The sequence below is a fragment of the Mesorhizobium sp. L-8-3 genome, assembly GCF_016756615.1.
In the GTDB taxonomy this organism is placed as follows: Bacteria; Pseudomonadota; Alphaproteobacteria; order Rhizobiales; family Rhizobiaceae.
In genome coordinates this window covers 3225924-3238877 of record NZ_AP023262.1, presented here as the reverse complement: position 1 = coordinate 3238877, position 12954 = coordinate 3225924, and the positions used below count along the sequence as shown (strand labels likewise).

9 protein-coding genes and 1 pseudogene are annotated in these 12954 nt (G+C 65.1%); 6 read left to right on the top strand and 4 right to left on the bottom strand.

What is annotated here, in order from left to right; translation table 11 throughout:
- Nucleotides 1-226: 226 nt before the first annotated feature.
- Nucleotides 227-1462, bottom strand: coding sequence for an OpgC family protein (locus JN302_RS15115; protein WP_202333428.1), 1236 nt, complete (start codon nt 1460-1462; stop codon nt 227-229).
- 191 nt (nt 1463-1653) lie between these two features.
- On the opposite strand from JN302_RS15115, the gene JN302_RS15110 reads away from it, so the two are divergent.
- Both JN302_RS15110 and JN302_RS15105 read left to right on the top strand, forming a co-directional pair.
- Nucleotides 1654-2319: an alpha/beta hydrolase gene (locus JN302_RS15110; RefSeq protein ID WP_202333427.1), complete on the top strand. Its 666-nt coding sequence runs from the start codon at nt 1654-1656 to the stop codon at nt 2317-2319.
- A 280-nt stretch (nt 2320-2599) separates the two neighbouring features.
- Entirely contained in the window at nt 2600-5143 is a 2544-nt protein-coding gene (locus JN302_RS15105; protein WP_202333426.1) for an SH3 domain-containing protein, read from the top strand.
- Between the two features lie 97 nt (nt 5144-5240).
- Here JN302_RS15105 and JN302_RS15100 read toward each other — a convergent pair.
- Nucleotides 5241-5735, bottom strand: a pseudogene (locus JN302_RS15100) (SRPBCC domain-containing protein).
- A 276-nt stretch (nt 5736-6011) separates the two neighbouring features.
- Entirely contained in the window at nt 6012-6926 is a 915-nt protein-coding gene (locus JN302_RS15095) for a polyphosphate kinase 2 family protein (protein ID WP_244846368.1), read from the bottom strand.
- A gap of 264 nt (nt 6927-7190) precedes the next feature.
- Between JN302_RS15095 and JN302_RS15090 the strand changes: the two genes are divergently transcribed.
- Entirely contained in the window at nt 7191-7520 is a 330-nt protein-coding gene (locus JN302_RS15090; protein WP_202333425.1) for a hypothetical protein, read from the top strand.
- A gap of 333 nt (nt 7521-7853) precedes the next feature.
- Here JN302_RS15090 and JN302_RS15085 read toward each other — a convergent pair whose 3' ends face one another.
- Nucleotides 7854-8546 (bottom strand): TetR/AcrR family transcriptional regulator, encoded by a 693-nt coding sequence (locus tag JN302_RS15085; RefSeq protein WP_202313160.1) that lies wholly within the window; start codon nt 8544-8546, stop codon nt 7854-7856.
- Between the two features lie 171 nt (nt 8547-8717).
- Between JN302_RS15085 and JN302_RS15080 the strand changes: the two genes are divergently transcribed.
- The 3 genes from JN302_RS15080 to JN302_RS15070 all read left to right on the top strand — a co-directional run bounded on the left by JN302_RS15080 (nt 8718) and on the right by JN302_RS15070 (nt 12895).
- Nucleotides 8718-9905 (top strand): HlyD family secretion protein, encoded by a 1188-nt coding sequence (locus tag JN302_RS15080; RefSeq protein ID WP_202333424.1) that lies wholly within the window; start codon nt 8718-8720, stop codon nt 9903-9905.
- 75 nt (nt 9906-9980) lie between these two features.
- Entirely contained in the window at nt 9981-11516 is a 1536-nt protein-coding gene (locus JN302_RS15075) for a DHA2 family efflux MFS transporter permease subunit (protein WP_244846665.1), read from the top strand.
- Between the two features lie 228 nt (nt 11517-11744).
- A protein-coding gene (locus JN302_RS15070) for an IS630 family transposase (RefSeq protein ID WP_202329677.1) occupies nt 11745-12895 on the top strand; the annotation gives its coding sequence in 2 pieces (ribosomal slippage) (nt 11745-12195 and nt 12195-12895; 1152 coding nt in all).
- Nucleotides 12896-12954: the final 59 nt, after the last annotated feature.

Genomic DNA, 12954 nt, shown 5'->3' with positions numbered 1-12954 from the left:
CTTCTTCATGCGACGCGTTGTAGCCGCTGTGATTCCCGCCCGGCGCACCCAACTTGCCTGAGCGAACCGATCTCGTCGAGCCGCATGCAGCGAACCCGGCGGTCCGGCCGTCGCTCGACAGGGCACCGCCAGCGACATCACCCGGGGGCAAGGCCCGAGCCCGGGAGAGTGGGACAAGTCCTGCGGACCGAACGGCCCAATCAGGAACATCGCCGATGGCCTGCGGCTATTCCGCGAGCGACATCGACAGGATGCGTTCCGGCAACTGGGTGCGCGTCACGGAGGACGTCCGAGGTGAATGACCGTTCAACAGGGACGGCGCGGCACGCAGGGCAGGCATGGCCGCTTCGCGCCGCGTCTCGCCGTGTGCGGTCCGCTTGCCCAGTCCCGCAAGCCATTCGAGATAATAGGCCAAAGCGAACTGGATGCCGATCCCCGACGCGATCAGCAGCGTGTCGAGGGCCAGACTTGCCGGAGCGAGTTGCTTCACGACCTGCGCAACCATCGCGACCATGGTGCCGGCAATGAACACCGGCAGCGACCGCTTGCCGAGGATCGCGAGCGGATGGTCGATCCGGGTGCGCAACAGGTTCGGAGCCGCTGTCGCCAGGAGATAGGCGACCGCCAGAATGTGCAGGAGCCGCGGCAACGACAGGAACGTCTTGTCGAATCCCGTCAGGACCGCCGGCAGCCCGAGCCAGGCGTCGCGCCCCCACAGCGGGCTGTGCACCCAGGCCAACGAAATCACCACATAGGCGGCAGCCAGCCAGACCAGCCTGCGGTCGGCGGAGATACGGCCGCCTTGCGCCACATGCATCCGGCCCACGATCCCGATCATGAAGAGGAACTGCCAGGAAAGCGGGTTGAGGAACCAGAATCCAGCCTCCGGATAGTTCGGAGGCGCGATTTGCCATATCCCCGCCACCAGCCACAGCCCGCCCGACAGGCCGAGCGCAAGCGCGGGGCTTGCGCGCGCCGCGAGCAGGAAGACGGGGGACATCACGATCAGGGCCGCGTAGAGCGACAGGATGTTGTTGTAGCCGATCTGGTGACCGAGCGTGACGATGCCGACCAGCGCCCGCGCGGTGTCGCTTATCACCGGACCGATATTGATCTCGACCAGCAGCTCGGGGCGACCGGCATGCACCGCCGCGACGGCGAAGATGGCCAATGCCGTCATCGTGGTGAGGATGTGCGAGGCGTAGAGTACGCCGGCACGGCGCCACATGCGCAGTGTCGTGACGAGCCGGCTGCCGGGCTTGAACTTCCCGCCATAGGCCAGCACGATCGAGATGCCCGAGATCAGCACAAAGGCCTCGGCCGCATCCGAAAAACCGAAATTCCGGTAGGTCACATGTTCGAAGACGGTCCCCGGCACGTGATTGACGAAGATGGTCAGGAGGGCGAGGGCTCGAAGGACATCGATCCGCGTGTCGCGTTCCGTTCGGTTTTTTTCAGTCATCAGTCTTTGAGCCTCATCGGTCGGCAGCACGGCGCGACACGCGCCGCTTCGGTTGCGCATGGAAAACGCATCTCGGTGGCGAAAAGGGGCTTGAAATGCGCCCCGTCCGATCAATTTTGGAGGGCGTTGAAAACATTGCGTTTTGAAGCCGGCGAAGGAACGGAAGCAATGCCGGATCTCGGGGCTGGGCGATGAGCGGTATCTCTCCTGCTGCAGGCGGCGAAGACCCGGGCAGCGCGCTTTCCTTTCATTGCCGCATCCATCGACCGGCAGGCCCGGCCGGACTGACGCTCGTGCTGCTGCATGGTTCCGGTGCCGACGAAACGAGCCTGGTACCCCTGGCCAGGGAGATCGCGCCGGACGCCCTGCTGCTCGCCGTTCGCGGCCGCGTCGTGCAGGACGGCGGTCCGCGCTGGTTCGCGCGCGTCACGCCGACGCGATTCGTCCAGGAGAGCATCCGCGCCGAGGCGGCCGCCTTCGCCGGTTTCGCCAGGAGTGCGGCGGGAGCCTTGCGGTTCGACCTCTCCCGAGCCGTCTTCCTCGGCTATTCGAACGGCGCCAATCTCGTGACCAGCGTGATGCTGCTCAACCCTGACGTGATCACCCGTGCCGTGCTCCTGCGCGCGATGCCGGTGTTGGACCACGTGCCCGGCACCGACCTGTCGGCGGCGCGCATCCTGGCCATATCGGGCACTGCCGACGTCACCTACGCGCCTTTCGCATCCACTCTGGTGGAACTGCTGCGCCGGCACGGCGCCGAGGTGGAGGACCGCGTCGTACCGGCCGGCCACGAATTCGGCGCCGACGATGCGGCCCTTGCCCGCGACTGGCTGATGAAGCTCCAACGGCGGCACTGAACGGTTCGGCCGCGTCCCTCCGGTCTGGCGGCTGTCTCGTCATCGACGTCGGCACGATGGCCCGTAAGAAGACCGCTCTCACTTTGGAAGGAATGACTGTCACGTTTGCACGTGTCCGATTTACCATATCCAAACAACAGCATATCAGACAGACCAGGTTTTCCGGTCCGTGCTCCGAAGCAGAGAAGCAGACGCTTGCCTGTCATTTCTGATGGGCTAGTTTGTCCGCGTCGGCTGACCGCATTGTGTAGCCGCCCAGGACACGGAAGAGGCCGCAGACATGACCAGACTGGTTATCTTGACGATATCAGCCGCACTCGCGGCAAGCTCCGCTCTGGCGGACCCCGCCGTCACGACCGCGAATGTGAACCTCCGTGAAGGCCCCGGCACGAACTACAGAAGCCTCGGCACCATTCCCGACGAGACGCAGGTCGAACTCGGCGACTGCGACAGCGGAGGCGCCTGGTGCGTCGTCTCCTGGGAGGGAAACCAGGGCTTCGTCGCCGGCAGGTATCTGGTCGCGCAGCAGGCCGACACCACGAACCCGGGTTGGCCTCGAACCTACGCCACCGACAAGGGCGCAGAGATCGTGCTCTATCAGCCGCAGGTCACTGATTGGCCGAACTTCGCCGAGGTAAACGCCCTGGTTGCTGCCGAATACAAGCAGGACAAGGACGCCAGGCCGGTCTTCGGCGTCATCGGGCTGACCGGGCGCACCGTCGCGGACAAGGAATCCGGCGACGTCGTGATCAGTGACATCAAGACGACCGAACTCAACTTCTCCGCACTCGACCGCGGCCAGCTCGGCGATCTCGCGCTCGAGGTCGGCAAGGTCTTGCCGACCGGGGCCATCACCGTGTCCGAGAACCGGCTGGCCGCCAGCCTGGCCGATTACAAGCGTCTGGACGATGTCTCGGACCTGAAATCCGACCCGCCGCCCATCTTCGTCAGCAAGGTACCGGCGATCCTGCTGCAGACCGACGGCAAGGAGGTCGTCGCTCCGGTGAAAGGTGTCGAGGGCCTGTCCTTCGTCGTCAACACCAACTGGGACCTGTTCAAGGTCGATGCCGACGGCAGCTACTATCTGCGCGACGACAAGGCGTGGCTGACGTCGAAGAGCCTGGCCGGCGACTGGCAGGCAGCCACGACCTTGCCGGAACTGCTGTCCAGACTGCCCGACGACGACAACTGGAAGGACGCCAGGGCTGCCATGCCGCCCGCGGCGCCTGAGGAAGGCAAGACGCCAAAGGTCATCTACGCGGACAAGCCGTCGGAACTCATCACCTTCGACGGCGAGCCGGCACTGCAGCCGGTGCCGGGCACCGGGCTGGAATGGGCGTCGAACAGCCATAGCGACGTGTTCTTCCGCAAAGCGGACGCCAAATGGTACATCCTGCTCTCCGGCCGCTGGTTCTCCTCCGCCTCGCTCGACGGTCCCTGGGTCTTCGCCACCCCTGACCTGCCGCAGGATTTCCAGAACATTCCGCAGGATGCATCCTATTACACGGTGCGGTCCTCCGTCCCGGGAACGTCCGAGAGCGCCGAGGCCAGGCTGAAGGCGAGCATCCCCGAAATGGCGCGCGTCTCCACCGACGGCTCCGTGAAGGTCGATGTCGCCTATAGCGGCGATCCCAAATTCGAGCCGATCGCGGGCACGTCGCTGCAGTACGCGGTCAACACCAATGAGGAGGTGATCCAGGTCGGCAGCAAATATTACGTGCTGAAGGACGGCGTCTGGTTCGTCGGCGACAGTCCGACCGGGCCATTCGCCGTCGCGACCTCCGTTCCGGACGAGATCTACAAGATCCCGCCGTCCTCGCCGGTCTACAACGCCACCTATGTCCGCATCTACGACACCGGCGACGATGCCGTCTGGTTCGGCTACACTGCCGGCTATCTCGGCGCCTATCTCGCCTGGGACGCCTTGGTGTATGGCACCGGGTGGGTCTATCACGACTACTGGGACTATGGCTGGGCGGGCGGCTACTGGCCTTATTATCCCCGCCCGGTGACCTACGGTGTGGGCGCCTTCTACAATCCGGCACGCGGCACCTTCGGCCGTTACGGCTATGCCTACGGCCCCTATCGCGGCATTGCGGGCGGCGCGGCCTACAATCCGCGCACGGGCACTTACATCCGGGGCGGCGCAGTCGCCGGTCCGGCCGGCGAACGCGGCTTTATCAGCGCCTACAATCCGCGCACCGGTAACGCCGCCTTCGCACGCGGCGGCCAGAGCGTCTATGGCTCCTGGGGCTCGGCAGGCGTCAAGCACGGCTCGGAATGGGCGCGTGCCGGCGGCGGCACGACGGCGGCCGGCGGCGCCGGAGCGCACTGGAACACTTCGGCCGGCAACCAGGGTTTCGTCGCGCGCGGCCGGGGTGGCGACGTCTATGCCGGCCGCGACGGCAATGTCTACCGCAATCAGAACGGCCAATGGGAGAAACACGGCGACGGCGGCTGGTCGCCGGTGCAGAAGCCGTCGACGGCCGACCTGAAGCAGTCCGGCGAGAATTTCGCAGCCAGGCACCCCGACGCCGCCGACAGGATCAACCGGAACGGTGGCGGTCAGGCTGCACAACAGGCCTCGGGGCGAGCCCGGCAGGCAGCTCCCGATCATCTCGGGCTCGACCGCGCAGGCCGCCAGGTCGGTAACCAGCGCGCCATGGAGTTCCGCAGCGCCAACCGGCCGCCGATGGTCCGCGCTCCGGAGTTCCGGGGTGGCGGCGACTTCGGTGGCGGCGGTTTCGGTGGTGGAGGCTTCCATGGTGGCGGGGGTTTCCGCGGCGGAGGCGGCTTCGGCGGCGGTGGTTTTCACCGGCGCTGACCTCCAGCGCGGGAACATGGGACCCGCGCTGGCTTCCGCTCGGGTCCTGCGGACTACCGGCTCTGATCCGGAGGGCGGAGCGGCCGCCCTCGCCTTGTCACCGTTGACCGGTCGCCGGTTCCGTTCCCGCCTCGAACCGGCGTGCAAGCTGCTCGAGGCTGAGCCGCGCGCCGGCATCGTTGTCTTCGGGCCGCAGGCCCGGTGGACGGTTCTCGAACAACAGCATAACTTCTGTCCCGCCCCTCACCGGCTGAAAGGTCGCGGTCATCGTCATGACGCCGGCGAAGCCCGGATCGTCGCTGACGAAGCGGACGGCCTCGACGATACGGCGCGGCGGCGAGAGCTACACGAAACGCACCTCGACCATGTCCTCCCTGTCCCTTGTCTTGCCGCGACGGTCATGCTCGTCGGTCGGATAGAACAGCGACATCCGATAGCCGCCGCCGATCCGCGCATCGAATTGATGGATCCTGCCCGTCATCTCCGCAGGCGGCAGCCAGGCCGCCAGCGCTTCGGGGTCGACAAAGGCTTCATAAAGCGCCTCGGGGTTCGCCCGGATCACCCGTGCAGCACGTGACGTTGCTCCAGCCATCCGACGCCTCCCTTTCGCGCGGTCGCTGCCGAGGAAACCGGCGACGGCGAATGGGCCATGCGCTTCCACCGGCACCCGATCGGCGTCATCGACATGCGACATCGAAAACTGCGCCGTCGCAGCGCCTTGCAACCCGGACCAGCCGGCGCTGCGACGCACACGAACGGGGGGAGAACTGTAACCCATGTATCCGGTTCATTCTGTCACCCCCCATCCGCTGGACACCGGCAGGCAGATGGGCGCGGCGCAAACGATCGAAATCCAGGGCTGGCCGTCTCAGGACTTCTCCGCCATCAACGCCTTGCGCGTCTTTTCCATCTCCTTGAGCGCCTCGTCGTCGACTGGCGGAAACTTGGGATCGAGCCGTTCCAGCCGATCCACGATGGTGGCTGCGATCACCAGCCGCGTGAACCACTTGTTGTCGGCCGGCACCACATGCCAGGGCGCCGTCTTTGTTGCGGTGTGGCGGATCATGTCCTCATAGGCCGCCATATAGGCATCCCAATGGCCGCGCTCGACGATGTCCCCGGCGGAGAACTTCCAGCGCTTGTCCGGCTCGTCGATCCGTTCGAGGAAACGCCGCTTCTGCTCCTCCTTCGATACATGCAGGAAGAATTTGAGGATGACCGTGCCGTTGCGCGCCAGATGTTCCTCGAAGGCGGCGATGCTCGCGAAACGCTCCTCCCAGACCTGGTCGGTGACCAGTTCCGGCGGCAGGTTCTGCCCGGCGAGGATTTCCGGATGCACCCGAACCACCAGCACTTCCTCATAGTAGGATCGGTTGAAGATGCCGATGCGCCCACGTTCAGGCAGCTTGATCGCCGCACGCCACAGGAAATCGTGGCGCAGTTCGGTCGCGCTCGGCGCCTTGAACGAGGTCACGTCGCAACCCTGCGGGTTGATGCCCGACATGACATGCTCGATGGCACTGTCCTTGCCGGCCGCGTCGATCGCCTGCAGGACGATCAGCACCGACCAACGGCCCTCCGCATAGAGCCTCTCTTGCAGGTCGCGAAGCCGCTTGACGCCCTGGGCGAGCAATTGCTTGGCGTCGTCCTTCTCTATGTCGAGCCCCAGCGTATCGGCCGGGTCGATGTCGGCGAGCCGGAACTTCTTGCCTTTCCTGACTCGGAAGACCTTGACGATCTCGGCCGGAACCATGCCGGCGAGCTCCTTCGGTTCGTCGGCCATTCGTCGTCTCCCGTCATTTCGCCGCAGGATGGATCGTCAGGCGGTCGTTCTTCCTGTCCATAATCGTCCATCCTCCCGCCTCGCCCCAGTCCGACCTGAACGGGAGAGTCCGACCTGAACGGGAGGCGGTCGATCGTAGCGCCATTCGCATTCGGCGTCCATGAAGCACGCGCCCGTGGCCCATGCCACCCGAGCCGACCTTTTCGGATGTCCTTGCGCGTCGTCCGCCGACGATCCATCTTCGCACCAGGGGGATGATCTGAGATGCGATTCCTGTTTGCCGTATTGCTGACGAGTGTCGGCGCCGCGCCGGCACACGCCGGCTGCGCCAACTATGTCGACGGTTCGCTGAGCCGTCCGGCGCCGCGGGCGAAGATCTGCTTCAAGGGTGTCTGCGAAGTGACCACCCTCGACTTCGGCTGCGGCAACGCTACCAGCCTGTCCGCCGGATTTGCGAATGGCTGGCGCATTTCGGAGGATCCGAAGAACGGCCTCGTGATCGAGCGCAAGGGGCGAAGAGTGCCGGTCTCCGACCACGACAAGGTCCAATGCGTGGAAATCGACCCCGGCGGCTGCGACGGTTCGGCTGTATAGGCGACGGCGTCTTTGCCTGCGACGTCTCTGCCAAGCCGTGCGCGTTTCCTGCACCGTCGGGTCCCGGCCGTCATTTCACGGCAACGGATCCTCGCACGCCGTAGCGCCCCGTGCTCAGGCCCGAGGATGCCTATTGCGCGGGAGGCTGCAGCCGATCATCCAGTTCATCGCCCATCGGCGCGTAGCAGCGCCGCCTCCACTTCGTCATCCTCGGGCGCGGAGGCGAGCGAAGCGAAGCCGGAGGCTGACCCGAGGATCCATGCCGTGACATGACGGCAGCCGCGACGCTTCCATGAGGGGTCCCTTCGCCCACCCATCATAGGTCGCCGCACGCTATCCGCGCTTGTCCGCCGCATAAGCCTTCAGGAACACATCGACGCCGGCAGTCACGATCCGCGTGATCTCGGCCTCGGTCGGCGTCTTGGTCCGGTAGCCGAACAGGCATTGGCGGAATATGCGCGCCATGCACAGGTCGACAAACTGATAGGCGGCAAGGTCGATGTCGGGAATGTCGAGCTTGCCCGCCTCCACCGCCCGCGTGAGATAGGCGACCAGGCGTTCATGACCCTTCTTGGGGCCGCGCTCGTAGAAGCGCACGCCGAGTTCCGGCATGCGCTCGCAGATGCTGATCACGGTGCGCTGCGCCCTCAGCACCATGGGCGAGGTGATCTTGCGCGCCAGCGCGATGCCGTAGCGGACGAGGGTCTCCCGCACGTCGCCGTCCCCGCTCTCCAGCGCTTCGTAGAGATTGCCGAAAATCGACTGCCGCTCCTCGTCGATGAGGGCCTCGAACAGTTCTTCCTTGTTGGCGAAATAGACATAGATCGTGCCTTTCGACACGCCCGCCTCACGCGTGATGTCGTTCATGGACGCCGCGTCGAAGCCGAGATTGATGAAGACGCGCCGTGCGCCTTCCAGTATCTGTCGGCGTTTGTCCGGATCCTGGCCCGCCGCCCTGCGTCCGCGACGGTTTTCTGCCGGCACCTCGCCCTCCGCGGGTGGAACCGCCATCGTGTCGGTGCTCATCGTTTCCTCGAACTTTTTTCGAACCGCTCGGTTCGATTGGCCTTGATATGCCCGCTTTCTTGCGCTACGTCAAGTTCGAACCGAACGGTTCGGTTCAACTGGCTTCTGCCGCATCGCGGCCGTCGGGCCAGCATCTTTCAAGGAATCAGCGTCCTTCAGGGAACAGATGTCATGTCCGCTCGCGCCGCGTCCGAACCCTTGCCGACGATCCACTCCGTGACGACGCTGAAGGCCGAGCAGGAACGCCCCCATCCCGTGCCGGTTCCTGCCCGCGCCCCGGAAGCGCCTGCACGCAAGCGCCGCTCGGCCAAGTCGCTCCTGCTGCCGATCCTCGGCATCGCCGTTCTCGCCGCCGCCGGCTGGTACGGCCATGAATACTGGACCGAGGGCCGTTTCATGATCTCGACCGACGACGCCTATGTGCAGGCCGACATGGCCTTCGTCGCGCCGAAGATCACCGGCTATGTCGCGCGCCTCGACGCCGAGGAGAACCAGCACGTCAAAACAGGCGATCCGCTGGTGACCATCGACGACGGCGACTACCGCATCGCGCTGGCTCAGGCGGAAGCGCAGATCGACGTCCAGAACAAGACGCTGGAGCGTATCACCGCCCAGATCCGGGCCGGGCGCGCCGCCCTCGGCCAGGCGGAGGCCCAGAAGACGGCAGCTGCGGCCGCGGCGACCAACGCCGCCCGCACGGCCGACCGCACTGCGCAGCTTGTCAAGACCAATGTATCGACCCAGGCCCAGCTCGACGACGCCAGGACCGCGCTCGACCAGGCCAATGCCGCGCTCGCCGGCGCCGACGCCCAGGTCGAAAGCGCCAAGGCCAATATCGGCGTGCTCGAGGCGCAGTATCAGGAGGCGGAGTCGGTCCTCCCCAATCTGAGGCTCGCGCGCGACAAGGCCGCGCGCGATCTCTCCTTCACCGTGCTTCGGGCGCCCTATGACGGCGTCGTCGGCAACCGTTCGGTCGAGCAGGGCGATCTCGTCTCGCCCGGCCAGAAGCTCGCCGCCATCGTGCCGCTGAACAAGCTCTACATCGTCGCCAACTTCAAGGAGACGCAGCTCGCGCAGCTTGTGCCGGGGGAGAAGGTCCACTTCCGGGTCGATGCCATCGACGATGCCGCCTTCGAAGGCACCGTCTCCTCCCTGTCGCCAGCCTCGGGTGCGGTCTTCTCCCTGCTGCCGCCCAACAACGCCACCGGCAACTTCACCAAGATCGTGCAGCGCCTCCCGGTCCGTATCGACGTTTCCGAGGCGGCACTGAATTCCGGCAAGCTGCGCGCCGGCCTGTCGGTCATTGTCGATGTCGACAGCCGCACGGCCCCGCCTTCGACCACGGCGAGCCTGCACTAAGGCACGAGGAATGCTGTCATGGCCAGCACAACCGCCACGGTAAGCCTGCCGGCAGCCGCGCCGCAGCGCGACGCCATGCCGAGCACGCGCCGCATCGTCGCCTTCCTGGCGATGGTGTTCGGCATGTTCATGGCCATCCTCGACATCCAGATCGTCTCGGCATCGCTGGCCGAGATCCAGGCCGGCCTCGGCGCCAGCGCCGACGAGATCTCCTGGGTGCAGACCTCCTATCTGATCGCCGAAGTGGTCATGATCCCGCTGTCGGGTTTCCTGTCGCGGCTCCTCTCCACCCGTGTCCTGTTCGCTGTGTCGGCTGCCGGCTTCACTCTGGCGAGCGCGCTCTGCGCCACCGCCACCAGCCTCGAGCAGATGATCGTCTATCGCGCGTTGCAGGGCTTCATCGGCGGCGGCATGATCCCCAGCGTCTTCGCCGCCGCCTTCACCATCTTCCCGCCGTCGCGCCGCGCCGTCGTCTCGCCGATGATCGGTCTGGTAGCAACGCTCGCCCCCACCATCGGCCCGACGGTCGGCGGCTATATCAGCCATGCCATGTCCTGGCACTGGCTGTTCCTCGTCAACGTGGTCCCCGGTGTCTTCGTCACCATCGCCGCCTGGACGCTGATCGACTTCGACAAGCCCGAGCGCGGCCTGCTGGCGAAGTTCGACTGGTGGGGGCTCGCCGGCATGGCCGCCTTCCTCGGCTCGCTCGAATTTGTGCTGGAGGAAGGGCCGCGCAACGACTGGCTGCAGGACGAGAGCGTCTTCATCTTCAGCATCGTCCTCGTCGTCGGCGCCATCGTCTTCTTTGCCCGCGTCTTCACCCGGGAGGAACCGATCGTCGACCTGCGCGCCTTCAAGGACGTCAACTTCGCGCTGGGCTCGTTGTTCTCCTTCGTGCTGGGCATCGGCCTCTACGGGCTGACCTATCTTTATCCGATCTTCCTCGGCCGCATTCGCGGCTACGATTCCCTGATGATCGGCGAGGCGCTGTTCGTCAGCGGCCTCGCCATGTTCCTGACCGCGCCACTGGCCGGCTTCCTGTCGACCCGCCTCGACCTGCGCGCCATCATGATGGTGGGCTTCCTCGGCTTCGCCGCCGGCACCTGGCGCATGACCTATCTCACCGCGGACTGGGATTTCCACGAGTTGCTGGTCCCGCAGATCCTGCGCGGCATGTCGCTGATGCTATGCATGGTGCCGATCAACAATCTGGCGCTGGGTACCTTGCCGCCCGACCGGCTGAAGAACGCCTCCGGCCTATTCAATCTCACGCGCAATGTCGGCGGCGCGGTCGGGTTGGCCGTCATCAACACCGTGCTCATCCACCGCAGCGACTTCCATTTCTCGCGGCTGGCCGAGCATGTGCGCTGGGGCAACCCGCAGGCCGAAGAGATGCTCGCCGACATGGCGCGCAACTTCAACGCCCGCGGGCTCGACGGCGAGGCCGTGGCATTGGCTCGGCTCGACGCCATGGTCAACCACCAGGCGGCGGTGATGTCCTTCATCGATGTCTTCTATCTGCTGACGGTGCTGTTCGCCTCGCTCGCCATCTTCGCCGTGCTGATGCGCAAACCTCCCGCCTCGGCCGGCGGTGGCGGCGGCGGTCACTGAACCGCCGCCGCAGCCAATCCAGGGCCGAGGAGGTCGGCCTCCGCGGCACATGACGACGCCGCGACATTTCATACCGGGCCGAGGCGACGGAAAAGTCTCTGCCGGACCGATCGCCGGTCCCGTTCACCATACCGCAACGGGCTGAATTGCGGCTAGTCGGTCGTTTCAACCAAATTGAAAGGTTTTGCTGGTTCGCTTTGATCGCGATGATTCGCGATGGAGGCTCTCATGACTGCCAAGGAGATTGCGGTAAAGCGATATGTGGTGCGGTTGAGTGGCGCAGAACGCGAGCAGCTGGAAGGGCTGGTCCGGAAGGGTAAGACCCCGGCGCGACAGGTTTTGAAGGCGCGCATCCTGTTGAAGGCCGATGTCTCGGAAGGGGGCCCGGGGTGGAGCGATAGCCGCATCATCGCGGTCTTGGAGACCAGCCCATCGATGGTCTACCGGGTGCGCAAGCAACTGGTGGAAGAGGGGTTCGACGCGGTGTTGCGCCGCAAGCCGCGGGAAACGCCGGCGGTGCCGCCCATTTTCGACGGCGAGAAGGAAGCCAAATTGATTGCGCTGGCCTGCTCGGAACCGCCCAAGGGCTATGCGCGCTGGACGCTCAGGCTTCTGGAGGACAAGGTGGTGGAACTCGGCATCGTCGAGCGCGCCAGCGATTCAACGATCTGGCGGACGCTAAAAAAAACGCACTGAAGCCCCATCGCCGGGAGTGCTGGGTCATCCCACCGAAAGCCAGCAGCGCCTTCGTCGCGGCGATGGAGGATGTGCTGGCGGTCTACACGCGGCCGCATGATCCCGACCGCCCGCTTATCTGTTTGGACGAGACGTCAAAGCAACTGATCGCCGAAACAAGAGTGCCGATCCCGATGAAGGCGGGGCGCCCGGCCCGTTTCGATTACGAGTATGAGCGCAACGGCACCGCCAATCTGTTCATGTTGTTTGCCCCGCTCGAGGGCTGGCGCCATGTCAAGGTCACCGACCGGCATACCGCAATCGACTATGCCCATGTGCTGAAGGAGCTCGCCGATTGCCACTTCGCCAACGCCGCAACCATCACGCTCGTCCAGGATAATCTCAACATCCACAGCAAGGCGTCCCTCTACGAGGCCTTTCCGGCTGCCGAAGCCAGGCGCCTCGTCGAACGCTTCGAGTGGCATTATACGCCCAAGCACGGCAGTTGGCTCAATCTGGCCGAATCCGAACTCGGCGTCTTATCCTGCCAATGCCTCGACCGCCGCATCCCCGACAAAGACATCCTCATCGAGGAAGTCGCTGCCTGGGAGACCGACCGCAATACTCATCACGCCAAGGCAAGCTGGCACTTCACGACCGCCAACGCGCGCATCAAACTGAAGCATCTCTACCCTTCAATCTGATCGAAACAAGCGACTAGGGGCCTTGTGTGCTTATGTATCGCCAAAGCATAGACAAGACA